The sequence below is a fragment of the Streptomyces sp. NPDC015532 genome, assembly GCF_043078065.1.
GTDB lineage: Bacteria > Actinomycetota > Actinomycetes > Streptomycetales > Streptomycetaceae > Streptomyces.
In genome coordinates this window covers 608,542-622,671 of record NZ_JBIBSY010000003.1, presented here as the reverse complement: position 1 = coordinate 622,671, position 14,130 = coordinate 608,542, and the positions used below count along the sequence as shown (strand labels likewise).

Below are 14,130 nucleotides of genomic sequence, written 5' to 3'. Positions count from 1 at the left end.
TTCGCCGGTCAGCGTCCGGTGCCCGCCCCCGTGGAGCAAGTCCCTCGTGCCACTCAGCGACACGTCGCCTCGGGGCGGCTGCCCCGAGGCGACGTGTGCCGGGCGACGTGTGCCCGCAGGTGCCGCGGGCCGTGGTGCGGTGTGTTCCCAGGTCCCGGGCGTGCCGGGGCACGCCCTCGGACGGGTGCGCCGTCCGGATCAGGCCGCGTCGGTGAAACGACCGCCCGTCTCCGCCTTCTCGACGAGCAGCGCCGGCGGGAGGAAACGGTCGCCGTAGCGCTCGGCGAGTTCCCGCGCGCGGGCGACGAACGCGGCCGGTCCCGTACCGGTCGCGCCCTCGTAGCCGTTGATGTACTGAAGGACACCGCCGGTCCAGCCCGGGAAGCCGATCCCGAAGACGGAACCGATGTTGGCGTCGGCGACGGAGGTCAGGACGCCCTCTTCGAGGAGCCGGACGGTGTCCAGCGCCTCGGAGAAGAGCATGCGCTCCTTCATGTCCTCGAACGGGATCTCGTACCCCGGCTTGGTGAAGTGCTCGCGCAGACCGGGCCACAGCCTGGAGCGTCCGCCGTCCTCGCCGTACTCGTAGAAGCCCGCTCCGCCGCTGCGTCCGGGGCGCTCGAACTCGTCCACCATGCGGTCGATGACGGCCTCGGCCGGGTGGGTCTCCCAGGTGCCGCCGGCTTCCTCGACGGCCTGCTTCGACTCCTTGCGGATCTTGCGCGGCAGGGTGAGGGTCAGCTCGTCCATCAGCGAGAGGACCTTCGCCGGGTAGCCGGCCTGGGCCGCGGCCTGTTCGACGGAGGCGGGCTCGATGCCCTCGCCGACCATCGCCACGCCCTCGTTGATGAAGTGCCCGATGACCCGGGAAGTGAAGAAGCCCCGCGAGTCGTTGACGACGATCGGGGTCTTCTTGATCTGGCGCACCAGGTCGAAGGCGCGGGCCAGGGCCTCGTCGCCGGTGCGCTCGCCCTTGATGATCTCCACCAGCGGCATCTTGTCGACCGGCGAGAAGAAGTGCAGCCCGATGTAGTCCTCCTGCCGCTCGACGCCTTCGGCGAGGGCGGTGATCGGCAGGGTGGAGGTGTTGGAGCAGAGCAGGGCGTCGGGCTCGACGATGTTCTGGATCTCCTGGAACACCTTGTGCTTCAGCGCGGTGTCCTCGAAGACGGCCTCGATGACGGCGTCGCAGCCCGCGAGGTCGTTCGGGTCGGCGGTGGGCGTGATCCGGGCGAGCAGCGCGTCGGCCTTCTCCTGGGTCGTCCGGCCCCGGGAGACCGCCTTGGCGCAGAGCTTCTCGGAGTACGCCTTGCCCTTGGCCGCCGCGTCGCCCGAGACGTCCTTGAGGACGACGTCGATGCCCGCGAGGGCGCAGGAGTAGGCGATGCCCGCGCCCATCATCCCGGCGCCGAGGACGGCGACCTTGCGCACCGGGCGCGGCTCGATGCCCTGGGGCCGGTTGGCGCCGGAGTTGACGGCCTGGAGGTCGAAGAAGAACGCCTGGATCATGTTCTTCGAGGTCTGGCCCGCGGCCAGCTCGACGAAGTAGCGGGCCTCGATGACCTGGGCCGTCTCGAAGTCGACCTGGGAGCCCTCGACGGCGGCCGCGAGGATGTTGCGCGGGGCCGGGTAGGGGGCGCCGTTGGTCTGCTTGCGCAGGCTGGCCGGGAAGGCGGGCAGGTTGGCCGCGAACTTCGGGTTCGACGGGGTGCCGCCGGGGATGCGGTAGCCGGGCTTGTCCCAGGGCTGCTGCGACTCGGGGTTGGCGTCGATGAACGCGCGGGCCTTGGCGAGCAGTTCCTCGGGGGTGGCGGCCACCTCGTGGACGAGGCCGTTGTCCCGGGCGCGCGTCGCGTTGTACTGCGTGCCCTGGAGAAGGACCTTCAGCAGGGCGTCGGCGATGCCCAGCAGGCGCACGGTGCGGACGACTCCGCCGCCTCCGGGGAGCAGGCCGAGGGTGACCTCGGGGCAGCCGATCTTGGTGCCGGAGGTGTCGAGGGCGACCCGGTGGTGGCAGGCGAGGGCGAGCTCGAAGCCGCCGCCCAGCGCCGCGCCGTTGATGGCGGCGACGACCGGCTTGCCCAGGGTCTCGATGCGGCGCAGGTTCCGCTTGATGGCGAGGCCGCCGTCGAAGAGGTCCTGGGCGGTCTCGGGGGTGACCCGGATGAGGTCGCGCAGGTCGCCGCCCGCGAAGAAGGTCTTCTTGGCGGAGGTGAAGATGACGCCCCGGATCGAGTCCTTCTCGGCTTCCAGACGGTCGGTGATCGCGGCGAGGGAGGCGCGGAACGCCTGGTTCATGGTGTTGGCGGACTGGTTGGGATCGTCCAGGACGAGGGTGACGACACCGGTCTCGTCCTGTTCCCAGCGGATGGTGGTGGGCTCAGTGCTCATCAGGGGATGCTCCGTAGATCCTTGATCCGTTGGGAAGGTCAGACGCGTTCGACGATCGTGGCGATGCCCATGCCGCCGCCCACGCACAGGGTGGCGAGGCCGTAGCGCTTGTCCTGGCGCTCCAGCTCGTCGACGAGGGTGCCGAGGATCATCGCGCCGGTGGCGCCGAGCGGGTGGCCCAGCGCGATGGCGCCGCCGTTGACGTTGACCTTGTCCAGCGACAGGCCCATGTCCTTCACGAAGCGCAGGACGACGGCCGCGAAGGCCTCGTTGATCTCGACGAGGTCGATGTCGTCGATGGTCAGGCCGGCCTTGGCGAGTGCCTTGCGGGCGGCGGGAGCGGGACCGGTGAGCATGATGGTCGGTTCGGAGCCGGACACGGCGGCGGAGACGATCCGCGCGCGCGGGGTCAGGCCGTAGCGCTCGCCGACCTCCTTGGAGCCGACGGCGACCAGCGAGGCGCCGTCCACGATGCCCGAGGAGTTGCCCGCGTGGTGGACGTGGTCGATCTTCTCGACCCAGTGGTACTTCTGGAGCGCGACCGCGTCGAAGCCGCCCAGCTCACCGATGTCGGCGAACGACGGCTTCAGCTTCGCCAGCGAGTCGGCGGTGGTGCCGGGGCGCAGGAACTCGTCGTGGTCGAGGACCGTGAGACCGGCGCGGTCCTTGACGGGGACGACGGACCTGTCGAAGCGGCCGTCCTTCACGGCGGCGGCGGCACGCTCCTGGGAGAGGGCCGCGTACTCGTCGACGTCGCGGCGGGAGAAGCCCTCGATGGTGGCGATGAGGTCGGCGCCGATGCCCTGCGGAACGAAGTTGGTGGCCAGGTTGGTCATCGGGTCGGCGAACCACGCGCCGCCGTCCGAGGCCATCGGCACGCGCGACATCGACTCGACGCCGCCCGCGAGGACGAGGTCCTCCCAGCCCGAACGGACCTTCATCGCGGCCATGTTGACCGCTTCGAGGCCCGAGGCACAGAAGCGGTTCTCCTGGACGCCGGCCACCGTGTCGGGCAGTCCGGCGGCGATGGCCGCGATCCGGGCGATGTCGGAGCCCTGGTCGCCGACCGGGCCGACGACACCGAGCACGATGTCGTCGACGGCGGCCGGGTCGAGGCCCGGGAAGCGCCGCCGCACCTCGTGGATGAGCCCGACGACGAGGTCGATGGGCTTGGTTCCGTGCAGGGAGCCGGTCTGCTTGCCGCGACCGCGCGGGGTGCGGATCGCGTCGTACACGTACGCTTCGGTGCTCACTGGTAAGCCTTTCGGGGAGGGTTAGCCGAGCAGGGAGCGGCCGATGATCTCCTTCATGATCTCGGTCGTCCCGCCGTAGATGGTCTGGATGCGTCCGTCGGTGAAGGCCCGGGCGACCCGGTACTCCGTCATGTAGCCGTAGCCGCCGTGCAGTTGCAGGCACCGGTCGGCGACCCGCTTCTGCAGTTCGGTGGCCCACCACTTCGCCATGGAGGCGTGCACCGCGTCGAGTTCGCCGTCGGAGTGGTCGACGATGCAGCGGTCGAGGAAGGTGCGGGTGACGGCGCACTCGGTGGCCATCTCGGCTATCTCGAAGCGGATGTGCTGGAGTTTCGCCAGCGGCCGCCCGAACGCCTCGCGTTCCTTCACGTACTGGGTGGTGATCTCCAGCAGGTGTTCGGCCCCGGCGATGGCGGCGACGGCGATGCCCATGCGCTCCTGCGCGAGGTTGGTCATCAGGTGGACGAACGCGCCGTTCGGTTCGCCGAGGAGGTTCTCCTTGGGCACGCGGACGTCGTTGAAGAACAACTCCGCGGTGTCCTGCGACTTCTGGCCGATCTTGTCGAGGTTGCGGCCGCGTTCGAAGCCTTCCATGCCCCGTTCGACGACGAGCAGCGACAGCCCGCGCGCACCGCCCTCGGGGGTGGTCTTCGCGACCACGATCACCAGGTCGGCGAGGATGCCGTTGGAGATGAAGGTCTTGGAGCCGTTGAGCAGGAAGTGGTCGCCCTTGTCCTCGGCGTGCGTCGTGATGCCCTGGAGGTCGGAGCCGGCGCCGGGTTCGGTCATGGCGATGGCCGTGACGATCGAGCCGTCGCAGAAACCGGGCAGCCAGCGCCGCTTCTGCTCCTCGGTGGCGAGGTCCGTCAGATACGGGCCGATGATGTCGTTGTGCAGCCCGAGGGCCAGTCCCGCCGCTCCCGCGCGCGTGAACTCCTCGGCGAGTACGGCGCTGTAGCGGAAGTCGGTGGTCCCGCCGCCGCCGTACTCCTCGGGCACGGCGAGTCCGAGGAGGCCCTGCTTCCCGGCCGCCCGCCAGGCCTCGCGGGAGACGATGCCGTCCTTCTCCCACTGCTCGTAGTGGGGCAGCACCTCCTTGGCGAGGAAGGTGCGGACGGTCTCGCGGAACGCGTCGTGCTCGGCGGTGAAGATCTGCCGCTTCATACGGGAAGCGCCTTCCTGGAGTGTGTACGGAGAATCTCGTGGAGGCCGGTGCCGGGGCTCGCGTGGGCGCGAGCCGGGCCGCGGCCCGGAGCGAGCGGCCGGCGCGACCGCATCAGCCGCCGTCCTTCGTCAGCCGGGGCACGTCCCAGTCACGGGCCACGTCGGCGGTGCCCGCGCCCGGCAGGGCGGGTCCGAGGCGGACCGACGTGGGGGTGGCCGAGAAGCGCGGGGCGGGGGCGGGCTGGGTGATGCCGTCGTGGTCGACGAACGTGCCCCGGGCGGCGAGATGCGGATGTCCGGGTGCCTCGCGCAGGGACAGGACCGGTGCCACACACGCGTCGGTGTCCTCGAAGACGGCGGTCCACTCGTCTCTCGTACGGGTCCTGAAGCGGTCGGTGACCGCCGCGCGCAGTTCCTCCCAGCGCGCCGGGTCCTTGTGGGCGGGACCGAGTTCGGGGATGCCGAGCAGGTCGACGAACTGGTCGTAGAACCGCTGCTCCAGGGGGCCGACGGCCATGTGCCGGCCGTCGGCGGTCTCGTAGGTGCCGTAGTAGGGGCAGCCGCCGTCGAGGAGGTTGGCGGCGCGCCGGTCCTGCCAGCCGCCCGCGGCCATCATCCCGTGGATCATCGTCGAGAGGTGCGCGGTGCCGTCGACGATGGCGGCGTCCACGGTCTGGCCGGTGCCGGTCGCCCGCGCGTGGTGCAGGGCGGCGAGGAGGCCGACGACGAGGTAGAGCGAGCCGCCCGCGTAGTCGCCGAGGAGGTTCGCGGGCACCGCTGGGGGCCTGTCCGGGTCGCCGATCATCCCCAGGGTGCCGGTGAGCGCGATGTAGGCGATGTCGTGCCCGGCGCGCTGGGCGAGCGGGCCTTCCTGGCCCCATCCCGTCATCCGGCCGTAGACGAGCGCCGGGTTGCGGGCACGGCAGTCCTCGGGACCCACGCCGAGCCGCTCGGCCACGCCCGGGCGGTAGCCCTCGATCAGGATGTCGGCCCGTTCGGCCAGGTCGAGGACGCGGGACGCGCCGTCCTCGGCCTTGAGGTCGATGATCACGGACCGCTTGTTGCGGTTGGTGATGTCGTGGGCCGGGTCGACCCCGAGCCCGGCGCCGCCGGGCCGGTCCACCCGGACGACGTCTGCTCCGAGGTCGGCCAGCAGCATGGCGGCGAACGGGCCGGGACCGATGCCCGCCAGCTCGACCACGCGCACCCCGGCGAGGGGACCGTGCCCCGGCGTTCCTGCCGCTGTCATCAAGCCCCCAGCACTGTGACACCACTGATGTGACATCAGTGATGTTAAGAACGTGTTCCACTCCGGGCAAGCCCTTGGCGAGCAAGCGCTTAGTTAAATTCCGGGATCGGGAGCGGCTCGGGGACCGGGACCGGTGTCGCCGTCCCCGTCGGCCCGGGCATCGCGATCAGCGCCCGTCCAGCTCCGCGATCAGCCGTTTGGGTGCTATGACGCGATAGCTCTCCTCGACCCAGTCGCACAGCAGCTCCGCCGCCGGGGCCCCCTGCTCCTCCAGGGGCACGCGCACCCAGCCGGCCTTGCCCAGGCCGTATCCGGCGGGCACCGCACCCGGCGAGGTGAGCGCGTGGGCGTGCACCGCCTCGTCCTTGAGCTTCACCGTGAGGCCGAGCGGGTAACTGCCGTCGTCGAGACCGAGGAAGACGAAGACCTTCTTGTTGACCTTCGCGACCGTCTCGCCCCAGGGGAACTCCTCCGACGCGCCGGGCAGGCCGAGCGCGAACGCACGCACCTTCTGCCACTTTTTCAGCGCGTTTTTCGACACGGCCACGGCTGCCTCCGGCCTGTTCGTGCGACCTCGTCGTCCGACTGTTCGTACCTCACGCTAGCCTCAGCCACCGACAACGGCGCTTCGCGCACGACGTGGCGCGGACCGCACGTTCGAGCGCAGCCCACAGGGGTGGAGGGTGTCATGAGCAGGATGAACGAGCCGGACCGCGCGTACGACATCGTGCTCTTCGGAGCCACGGGGTTCGTCGGAGAGCTCACCGCGGAATATCTGGCCGCCCACGCGCCCGAGGGGCTGCGGTGGGCGATCGCCGGCCGCAGCGCCGAGAAACTGGAACGGCTGCGGGAGCGGCTCGGCGGCGCACCCGGTGTGCTGCGGGCGGATGTGACGGACCCGGACTCGGTGGGCGAACTCGCCCGGCAGGCCCGCGTGGTGGCCTCGACCGTGGGGCCGTACATCACCTACGGTGAGGAGCTGGTGGCCGCCTGCGCGGACGCCGGCACCGACTATCTGGACGTGACCGGCGAGCCCGAGTTCGTGGACCTGATGTACGTGCGGCACGACGCACGCGCGCGGGAGACGGGCGCGCGGCTCGTGCACGCCTGCGGCTTCGACTCGATCCCGCACGACCTGGGTGCCTACTTCACCGTTCGGCAGCTCCCCGAGGACGTGCCGCTGCGGGTGGAGGGATTCGTGCGCTCCCAGGCGATGTTCTCGGGCGGCACGTTCGCCTCGGCACTCAACCAGTTCGCGCGCGGCCGGCACCTGCTCGCCGCGGCGCGGGAGCGCAGGCACCACGAACCGCGCCTGATGGGCCGGAGGGTCGAGGCTCCGCTGGGCGCGCCGCGGTTCGCCAAGGAGGTCGGGGCGTGGGCCCTGCCGCTGCCCACGATCGACGCCCAGGTGGTGCAGCGCTCGGCGCGGGCCCTGGCGCGGTACGGGCCGGACTTCCGCTACCGCCACTACGCGGCAGTCGAGCGGCTGCCCATCGCCCTCGGCGGAGTGGCCGGGGTGAGCGCGCTCTTCGCCGCCGCCCAGCTTCCGCCGGCGCGCCGCTGGCTGTCCGGCCGGATCAGGCCGGGCGAGGGGCCGAGCGCCGAACGCCGTGCCAAGAGCTGGTTCTCGGTCCGCTTCGTGGGCGAGGGCGGCGGCCGGCGTGTGTTCACCGAGGTCTCGGGCGGCGACCCCGGCTACGGGGAGACCGCGAAGATGCTCGCGGAGTCCGCCCTGTCCCTGGCCCTGGACGAGCTGCCGAAGACGTCCGGTCAGGTCACCCCCGTGGTGGCGATGGGCGACGCGCTGCTGGAACGGCTCGTCGCGGCGGGGATCACCTTCCGGGTGGCGGCGGTGCGCTAGGGCGTGTCCGCGACGTCACTGACGTCCGCCTGGCGCGTTCGTGAGGGTCGCCCGGTCCTCACGACGCCCAGACGATCACCGTGTAGATCATCCCGGCCGTCCAGGCCACGGCGACCGGAACGGCGAGGGCCAGCGCGGCCGTCACCGCCCGCCCGGCGGGCCGTGCGGGTTCGGCCGAGGGCTTCGGGGCACGGTGTGTCGTCATGCGGTTCAGCCTGCCCGTGGCGGCGCGGCCGTACATCCGTACGGGTACTCAGAATCCGTACTCACGCGCACCGGTGGGCCGACGGGTGGGCGGGTTCAGGACGTCGCCTGCCGGAGGGCCCGCCGGCACAGGGAGTCCGCCCGGCGGGTGGACTCCGGCAGGCGGTACCTCGGGGTGAGCGCGAGGGCGTGCGCGCAGGCGTTGCCGAGGTCCACACGGTGGCCGACGGACACGAACACGGGCTTGATCCCGTCCTGGGTGCGCACGGCGCGGCCCACCTCCTCGGTGCCCGCGAGCAGCGGTGAGGCGCTGCCGCGCCGGACGCCCGGCTCCTCGTAGGAGAAGGTGAACGGGTTCTTGGCGACCCCGATCGTGGGGAGCCCGGTGAGGACGCCGAGGTGGCTGGCGAGGCCGAAACGGCGCGGGTGGGCGAGTCCGTAGCCGTCACAGACGACCAGGCCGGGCGGGCAGGGCAGGGCGTCCAGCGCGGCCAGGACGGTCGGGATCTCGCGGAAGGCGAGCAGTCCGGGGACGTACGGGAAGGAGACCCGGCCCACGGCGGTGGCCTCCGCCACGACGTCCAGGGTCACCGCGTCGAGGACGACGGCCGCCGCCACGACGACGTCCCGCTCGTCGTCGTAGGCGACGTCGACGCCCGTCACCCGGCCGGTGCCGGCCGGCGGGCCCGGCTCGTCGAGCACCACGCGCTCGCGCAACTCGTCCTGCACGGCGCGGGCTTGTTCCTCGGTGACGGGCCAGCCCGCGGGAATCCTCACGATCGTCATGATGCGGACGAGCCTACGGGCCGTGCCGCGTCCGGAACCGCGCGGGGCGGCTCGCGTCAGGACGCTCCCGGCGGGCGCGTACCGGCCCGTCGGCGGGGCCGGTCCCGACGTCGCGCCATGGCCGGCCCGGTGGCCACGAGGACGGCACCGGGCCTGGAGCGCGGTCACGGGCCCCCCGGCCGGGGTCACTTCCCGCGCCTCAGCGCTCCAGCCGCGCGATCCGTCCCTTCTCGCCGGAGGCCCAGCAGCCCAGGTCCGGGGTGCAGTCCACGGTGTCGTACGAGCCGGTGTCGAGGGTGCGCCAGGTGCGGCCGCCGTCGGTGGTCAGGTCGGTGCCGGTGGGGCCGACCGCGAGGGCGTCGGTGCGACTGTGCGGAAGCCACGTGACGCCGGAACGGTAGGCGGGCGGGGGCCGGTCCGCGGTGGTCCAGCTGCGGCCGCCGTCGGGGGTGATCGCCGCGGCCCTCGGTGAGGCCTGGTCGGCGCGGTAGTCGCCGCCCACCGCGAGTCCGTGGACGCGGTCACGGAAGGCGAGGGCGAAGACACCGCGCGCCGGGTCGCCCGCGGGAACCGGGGTGTCGCCGGCGGTCCAGGTCAGTCCGCGGTCCGCGGAGTGCAGCACGCGCGCGCGTGCGCCCCCTCCCGTGGCCAGCCACACGTCGCGGGGCCCCGAACCGACCAGACACTGACCGCTCGCCGCGAAGCCCGCCTCGCCGTCCTGCGCGGCGGGCATCCCGTCGCTCGGAAGCACCTTCCAGGAGCGGCCGCCGTCGCCGGTCGACAGGATGCGGAATCTGCCGTCCACCGGGTCGCTCATCGCCAGGCCGTGCCGCCGGTCGAGGAAGGTGAGGCAGTCGTAGAAGGCCTTGGCGTCGGTGTTGCGGAAGGACTCGGTCCACGTGGTGCCGCCGTCCTCGGTCCGGTAGACGCGGGACGCCTCGCCCTCGCCGATGGCCAGGACCACGGCCCGCCGCGCGTCGAACGCCTCGATGTCGCGGAACTCCAGGTCCCCGGCGCCGGGCGGCGACACGTTCCGCCAGAGCGCGCCGCCGTCGGTGGTGCGCAGCACGGTGCCCTTCGAGCCCGCCACCCACGCGGTGTCCCGGCTGACGGCCGCCAGTCCCCGCAGGCGCACGTCCGTGCCGCTGTCCTTGAGCGCCCAGTGCGGGGTCCGCGCCCCGTCGTGCGCCTGCGCCGGCGCAGCCACGGCCGGCGCCGCCACCACGAGGGCCGCGGCGAGTGCGGCCGCCGCCGGTCCCACGCCCGCTGTCCGCCTCGTGCGTCTCGTCTTCCCCAAGGCCCTCATGGCGGGGGAAGCTAGTGCACTCCCCCGATCGCGTCCAGATGGCCTCCGGAGGGAACCTCGGGGGCCGCCCGGGTGTCCTCTTCGGTGTCGGGTGAGCGCGGAACGGAAAGGATCACGCGGATCGGAGAAAGTGGATCTCTCGGCGCATCACTTCGGTGACAGAGGTCACTCGGGTCAGAGGTGCACGCGCCGGGTCATTCTTCCGTCTCTTCAATTGACCGGCTTCATCCGCCCGGAGTTCGTCCAGCCGTCACAAGGGAGCAAGGCGTTGTCCACCGTCATCGAGCAGCCCGTAGAGGCCCGCCTCGTCGCCGCCGCGCCGCGGATGCCGAGCATTCCGGCCACGCTCCACTACGACCGGACCGACCCGTTCGCCGTCCGCATGACCTTCCCCGCCCCCGCCACACTCGAAGGCATCGAGGTCTGCTGGACCTTCGCCCGCGAACTGCTCGTGTCGGGCCTGGAGGACCCGGTGGGGCAGGGCGACGTGCGGGTGCGGCCGTACGGCTTCGACCGCACCGTGCTGGAGTTCCACGCCCCCGAGGGCACCGCCGTGGTCCACGTGCGCTCGGGTGAGGTGCGGAACTTCCTCCAGCAGACCACCGAGCTGGTGCCGGTCGGTCTGGAGCACCTCCAGGTGGACCTGGACCACGATCTGGAGGAACTCATGCGGGGCACCTGCTGAAGCGAAGCGGGTGCGGTCAGCCGGCGCGTCCCATCAGGGCGTTGAGGCCGGCGTAGTCGAACCCGCCGATCAGGGTCTCGCAGGTCCCCGTGCCCAGCAGTTCCCGCGCGGCACGCCGGACCAGGGCGTGCGCGGCCGCCGCCAGGCTCGACCCCGTGCTGATCCGGGCCACGCCGAGTGCGGCCAGCTCGCCCACGGACGGCGCCCCGGGGCCCACCAGGATGTTCACCGGGCCTTCGATGCCCTCGACGAGCGCCTTCACGGTCGCCGGATCGACGGTTCCGGGCACGAAGACGCCGTCGGCGCCCGCGCCCAGGAAGGCGGCAGCCCTCTCCAGGGTCTCCTCCACCCCGCCCGCGCCACGCAGGAACGTGTCGACGCGGGCGTTGACGAACAGGGGCACCCCCGCCGCGTCGGCGGCCGCGCGGACCGCCGCGATGCGCTCCGCCTGCTCCGCCCGCGGACGCAGCGGCCCGGCTCCCTGGCCGTAGAGGGCGTCCTCGATGTTCACGCCCACCGCGCCCGCCGCGAGCACCGCGCGGACGGTGTCCGCCACCCCCCGCGCGTCGGACGCGTACCCGCTCTCGATGTCCGCGCTGACCGGTACCCGGACCACGGCGGCGATCCGCGCGACGGCCGCGAGCGCGTCGTCCCTGTCCAGCCGGTCGCCGTCCACCGCGCCCAGGGCCCAGGCGAGGCCCGCGCTGGTCGTCGCCACCGCCGCGGCGCCCTCCTCCTCGACGATCCGCGCGCTCACCGCGTCCCAGGCGTTCGCCAGGACGAGGGGGCGGCCGGGCACATGCAGGGCGCGGAAGGCGAGGGCGGAGTCACGGAGTCGCTCGGTGGGGGTCATGGGGCAACCCAAGCACGGCCGGCACGGAGGGAGCTGGCAGGAAACCGACATGTACGTGAGGGCGCGCCGCCGTTCGCACCACCGCCCGCCCCGCCGCCCGGGGCCTTACGCCGCGCGCCACTCCGTCCCCGAAGGCGGTCTCTACGCGTTCTACTACATGGGTCGGCACCCGCTCTACCGGCCGGTCTAGTCCGCTGCCTGCACACCATGCCCGTCTATGTCGGCAAGTGCCGCCCGGTGGGTGAGTTTCGCGAGAGGCCGAGTTCACGTTAGTCCGGTGCTCTCAACCGCAGGCTGGCCGAGCACCGCTCGTCATTGGACCAGATCAGCGATCTCGATGCCGAGGACTTCCAGGCTCGATGCCTGCCGGTCGAAGGGATCTGGATGACGGGCCCGGAACGGCTGATGATCAGTAACCACTTGCCGGTGTGGAACGTGGCCGCTGAAGGCTTCGGCAACCACTACCCCGGCAGGAGCAGGCTGAGTCCGCGGTCGTCCTGGGATGAACTGCATCCGGGCCGCTCCTGGGCCACGGAGCAGCAGTCGGCCAGGCTGAGCCGTGCAGAGCTGCGCAGGGCGGTTCGGGAGCACTTCAAGAGGACCGCCCCGTCGTAGATGCCGCCTGTTCTTCCTAGCCTTCATCGGCCGACCGCCCGGTATGAGAAGGCCGTGGCTCCTGCTCGGCGCCCGGCCACCAGCTCGGCGCGCTGACGGCCCACGCGCAGTCCCAGGATCGGTGAGCGAAACTGCCGTTGTAGGGGCCGCCGCTTGAGCACATGGCCGGCTGGGTCGGCCTGATCGGGGATTGCTCCTGGCGGGGGCCGATGAGGGACTAGCCGATCTGCTTCGCCAGCCAGGAGGCGTGTCGTTCCTCGGCGTCCCTGTAGCCACTCCTCGGAGCACGAGTCATCAGTCTGGCGACTCCGCCATCACCTGATCCAAGTGAGCCCGGAGCCCATTCACCGCAGCCGTGCCCAGGTCCGAGAGCAGAGCGGGGTCCAATCCAAGTTCCGCCGTCCGGCACCCCTCGACCACGCCGCGCATCACGGCGAAGGCGAGATCGATCCACTGCTTCTCAGTTAGGTATTCCGGCTGACTGACGGGTTCTGGCCTCTGCGGCATGACGGCTCCTTCGTCTCCGGGCGACGGCACGGACTTTGTGGCCGGACAACGCCTGGTAGTCAACGCTGCAAGTCTTTACAGGCCTGCCATCGCGATCGCCTGTTGTCTGTCTGGCCGCGATCGTCGTGCCGGTCGTCCTTGCAGTTCTGCACCAGCATCTTCCCCGCCGATTGAGACTGGTCGTGATTGCCGGGCGCGCCGCCTTGGTTGCCGGAGCCTGTGTAGTGCTCTGGACGGCGCTGGTTGTGCGGTTCTTTGCATTCGACTTCGTGAGGGGCCGAGTCTTGGAACATCTCTCCGTTGCCCTGGCCGGGTCCGTCGCTCTCGGAGCAGTCGCCCGTCCCTCACACTGGCGAGCGAGAACCTTGGAGTTCCCGGGCGTGAGACGGGACATGGCTGAACCTTCCCCGAGCAGGTGCCAGGACCTCAGAGGCTATGAGCCGTGCTCTGACCGGTGAGGAACGGTCCGAGTAGCTCCCGCCGCCTCGTTGGGTCATGTCTGCCCACCGGCCGATAGTCCTGGCAGAGCGGATGGCACAGCGGATGTTAAGGGGCTGGGAAGCAGGCAAGCCTGGTCCCACTTCCTGTCGCGGACGTGCTTCCAGACCCCGTGAGCCGAACGGGTACCACGGGCACAGCGCACGAACTGCAGCGCTTCTTGCACGAGAAGCGGGGGCCGTTCCTTGACGCCGCCAAGGAAGAGCTCGGAATCCCAGAGGATCCAGTGCTGAGTAAGCACAGACTGCCCATCGCGGCAACGCATGCCGGACTCTGTGGCCGTCTTCCAAGCCCACGTGGATCGGCTGGAAGGGCAGTTCAGAAGTCCTGCTCGGTATCTTCCTAGTTGTCGGGGAGTTCCAGGCACTGCTTGCGTGGTCCGGGCACGACGGACGGTCAGACGTATAGGTAGCGGTCCACCAGGCGCAGCAGTGCCTGGCTGTTGAGCAGCGCCGCGAAGGCGAACTCTCTGCGGGATGAATCGGCGGAGGCCTTGTGCGAGCCCAGGTGCCGGTTGAGCGTGTGCTGGCGGTCGACGCCGCTGAAGACATTCTTCATCGCGTTGGCCAGCAGGTAGGGCCCCAGCATGCGCAGCTGGACTGATCCCGAGTAGGTGCCGTGGGCTCCGGCGATCATCTTGTGGCTGCCGGTGTTCGGATTGGGCGGGAACGCCGCCTGGGGGAAGCACTCCAGCGCCATGAGCACCGTCCTGAAGCTCACCCAGGCCGACGCCGGGAACACAGGTCGGGAGAACGCCC

General features: G+C 71.3%; 13 protein-coding genes and 1 pseudogene. 4 read left to right on the top strand and 10 right to left on the bottom strand.

Annotation, left to right across the window (positions count from 1 at the left end; genetic code table 11):
- Positions 1–198: 198 nt before the first annotated feature.
- The 5 genes from ACF07B_RS14025 to ACF07B_RS14005 all read right to left on the bottom strand — a co-directional run bounded on the left by ACF07B_RS14025 (position 199) and on the right by ACF07B_RS14005 (position 6,604).
- Positions 199–2,391: a 3-hydroxyacyl-CoA dehydrogenase NAD-binding domain-containing protein gene (locus ACF07B_RS14025; RefSeq protein ID WP_392179135.1), complete on the bottom strand. Its 2,193-nt coding sequence runs from the start codon at positions 2,389–2,391 to the stop codon at positions 199–201.
- Positions 2,392–2,429: 38 nt separating this feature from the next.
- Complete coding sequence (locus ACF07B_RS14020; protein WP_369481155.1) at positions 2,430–3,644, bottom strand: acetyl-CoA C-acetyltransferase; 1,215 nt, start codon at positions 3,642–3,644, stop codon at positions 2,430–2,432.
- A gap of 21 nt (positions 3,645–3,665) precedes the next feature.
- Positions 3,666–4,808 (bottom strand): acyl-CoA dehydrogenase family protein, encoded by a 1,143-nt coding sequence (locus ACF07B_RS14015; RefSeq protein WP_362399780.1) that lies wholly within the window; start codon positions 4,806–4,808, stop codon positions 3,666–3,668.
- Between the two features lie 112 nt (positions 4,809–4,920).
- Complete coding sequence (locus ACF07B_RS14010) at positions 4,921–6,057, bottom strand: CaiB/BaiF CoA transferase family protein (RefSeq protein ID WP_392179134.1); 1,137 nt, start codon at positions 6,055–6,057, stop codon at positions 4,921–4,923.
- A gap of 166 nt (positions 6,058–6,223) precedes the next feature.
- Positions 6,224–6,604, bottom strand: a complete 381-nt coding sequence (locus ACF07B_RS14005; RefSeq protein ID WP_392179133.1) for an MmcQ/YjbR family DNA-binding protein — start codon at positions 6,602–6,604, stop codon at positions 6,224–6,226.
- Positions 6,605–6,745: 141 nt separating this feature from the next.
- Between ACF07B_RS14005 and ACF07B_RS14000 the strand changes: the two genes are divergently transcribed.
- Entirely contained in the window at positions 6,746–7,918 is a 1,173-nt protein-coding gene (locus ACF07B_RS14000) for a saccharopine dehydrogenase family protein (RefSeq protein ID WP_392179132.1), read from the top strand.
- A gap of 58 nt (positions 7,919–7,976) precedes the next feature.
- On the opposite strand, the gene mmpA is transcribed toward ACF07B_RS14000, so the two are convergent.
- From mmpA to ACF07B_RS13985, 3 genes are all read right to left on the bottom strand, one after another.
- The gene (gene mmpA / locus ACF07B_RS13995) at positions 7,977–8,123 is read right to left on the bottom strand and encodes a morphogenic membrane protein MmpA (RefSeq protein WP_392179131.1); all 147 of its coding nucleotides are present in this window, start codon (positions 8,121–8,123) and stop codon (positions 7,977–7,979) included.
- A 95-nt stretch (positions 8,124–8,218) separates the two neighbouring features.
- The gene (locus ACF07B_RS13990; protein ID WP_369481151.1) at positions 8,219–8,908 is read right to left on the bottom strand and encodes an endonuclease V; all 690 of its coding nucleotides are present in this window, start codon (positions 8,906–8,908) and stop codon (positions 8,219–8,221) included.
- Positions 8,909–9,107: 199 nt separating this feature from the next.
- On the bottom strand, positions 9,108–10,214 hold the full coding sequence (locus ACF07B_RS13985; RefSeq protein WP_392179130.1) for a WD40/YVTN/BNR-like repeat-containing protein: 1,107 nt from the start codon (positions 10,212–10,214) through the stop codon (positions 9,108–9,110).
- A 268-nt stretch (positions 10,215–10,482) separates the two neighbouring features.
- Between ACF07B_RS13985 and ACF07B_RS13980 the strand changes: the two genes are divergently transcribed.
- On the top strand, positions 10,483–10,899 hold the full coding sequence (locus ACF07B_RS13980) for an SsgA family sporulation/cell division regulator (RefSeq protein WP_362399888.1): 417 nt from the start codon (positions 10,483–10,485) through the stop codon (positions 10,897–10,899).
- Positions 10,900–10,915: 16 nt separating this feature from the next.
- Here the strand turns inward: ACF07B_RS13980 and ACF07B_RS13975 are convergent, their stop codons facing one another.
- Complete coding sequence (locus ACF07B_RS13975) at positions 10,916–11,752, bottom strand: isocitrate lyase/phosphoenolpyruvate mutase family protein (RefSeq protein WP_392179129.1); 837 nt, start codon at positions 11,750–11,752, stop codon at positions 10,916–10,918.
- Between ACF07B_RS13975 and ACF07B_RS13970 the strand changes: the two genes are divergently transcribed.
- Together ACF07B_RS13970 and ACF07B_RS13965 are read left to right on the top strand one after the other, a co-directional pair.
- Positions 11,751–11,942: a hypothetical protein gene (locus ACF07B_RS13970; RefSeq protein ID WP_392179128.1), complete on the top strand. Its 192-nt coding sequence runs from the start codon at positions 11,751–11,753 to the stop codon at positions 11,940–11,942. The two genes, ACF07B_RS13975 and ACF07B_RS13970, sit on opposite strands and share 2 nt — an antisense overlap.
- A gap of 98 nt (positions 11,943–12,040) precedes the next feature.
- Positions 12,041–12,367, top strand: a pseudogene (locus ACF07B_RS13965) (Eco29kI family restriction endonuclease); the annotation flags it as partial.
- 1,401 nt (positions 12,368–13,768) lie between these two features.
- Here the strand turns inward: ACF07B_RS13965 and ACF07B_RS13960 are convergent.
- The gene (locus ACF07B_RS13960) at positions 13,769–14,092 is read right to left on the bottom strand and encodes a hypothetical protein (protein WP_392179127.1); all 324 of its coding nucleotides are present in this window, start codon (positions 14,090–14,092) and stop codon (positions 13,769–13,771) included.
- Between the last annotated feature and the right edge of the window lie 38 nt (positions 14,093–14,130).

Coding starts and splice junctions, on each gene's coding strand:
- ACF07B_RS14025 (WP_392179135.1), bottom strand. CDS start 2,391: ATGAGCACTGAGCCCACCACCATCCGCTGGGAACAGGACGAGACCGGT.
- ACF07B_RS14015 (WP_362399780.1), bottom strand. CDS start 4,808: ATGAAGCGGCAGATCTTCACCGCCGAGCACGACGCGTTCCGCGAGACC.
- ACF07B_RS14010 (WP_392179134.1), bottom strand. CDS start 6,057: ATGACAGCGGCAGGAACGCCGGGGCACGGTCCCCTCGCCGGGGTGCGC.
- ACF07B_RS14000 (WP_392179132.1), top strand. CDS start 6,746: ATGAGCAGGATGAACGAGCCGGACCGCGCGTACGACATCGTGCTCTTC.
- mmpA (WP_392179131.1), bottom strand. CDS start 8,123: ATGACGACACACCGTGCCCCGAAGCCCTCGGCCGAACCCGCACGGCCC.
- ACF07B_RS13990 (WP_369481151.1), bottom strand. CDS start 8,908: ATGACGATCGTGAGGATTCCCGCGGGCTGGCCCGTCACCGAGGAACAA.
- ACF07B_RS13985 (WP_392179130.1), bottom strand. CDS start 10,214: ATGAGGGCCTTGGGGAAGACGAGACGCACGAGGCGGACAGCGGGCGTG.
- ACF07B_RS13970 (WP_392179128.1), top strand. CDS start 11,751: ATGGGGCAACCCAAGCACGGCCGGCACGGAGGGAGCTGGCAGGAAACC.
- ACF07B_RS13975 (WP_392179129.1), bottom strand. CDS start 11,752: ATGACCCCCACCGAGCGACTCCGTGACTCCGCCCTCGCCTTCCGCGCC.